Source organism: Sphingomonas epibiotica (genome assembly GCF_039615155.1).
GTDB lineage: Bacteria > Pseudomonadota > Alphaproteobacteria > Sphingomonadales > Sphingomonadaceae > Sphingomonas.
Genome location: NZ_JBDGHY010000042.1, coordinates 1 through 454 on the forward strand (window position 1 = coordinate 1; position 454 = coordinate 454).

1 protein-coding gene and 1 pseudogene are annotated in these 454 nt (G+C 69.8%); both read right to left on the reverse strand.

Annotated features, from left to right (window positions below; all coding sequences use genetic code 11):
* Positions 1-146, reverse strand: a 146-nt coding sequence (locus tag AAIO73_RS20200; RefSeq protein WP_198356839.1) for a PIG-L family deacetylase, incomplete at its 3' end; no start/stop codon positions are given.
* Positions 143-454, reverse strand: a pseudogene (locus tag AAIO73_RS20205) (acyl-CoA dehydrogenase); the annotation flags it as partial. The gene AAIO73_RS20200 and the pseudogene AAIO73_RS20205, both read right to left, overlap by 4 nt.

A 454-nucleotide genomic window follows, 5' to 3' on the forward strand; every position in this document is an offset into this window, starting at 1 on the left:
GCGGCACCATCGGTCACGACCGCAACCCGGACCCGAGCTCCATGGCGGCGAAGCCGCGCAATGAGGCCTGCCGCGCCGATGACCTCGTCATCCGGGTGCGGGGCGATCACCAGCGCGACACGTACGTTTCGCAGCGGGATCCTCACAGAATGGGGTCGAGGATGTGCTCGGCGACAGCCTGGCCGACGCGAAAGCGATGCGCGTCGGGCGCAGGCTGGCGCAGGTACACCATGAGATCGGCGATCTTTGCCGCCAGCGGATGCGATAGGAACAATCCCTGCAGCCCCACCGCCTCCTGCGCGATCGTCAGGGCGCGCTCGGCAGAGCCGGCGATCGATAGCCGCGCAGCGGACACCCGGGCGAGGCGTTCCGCATCCGTCCCGCTGAACCAGGCGCCCGCCGTGTCGCGGATGCTCGCCGCTGCACCCTGGGCAAGCAGGAACAGGTCGGCGAG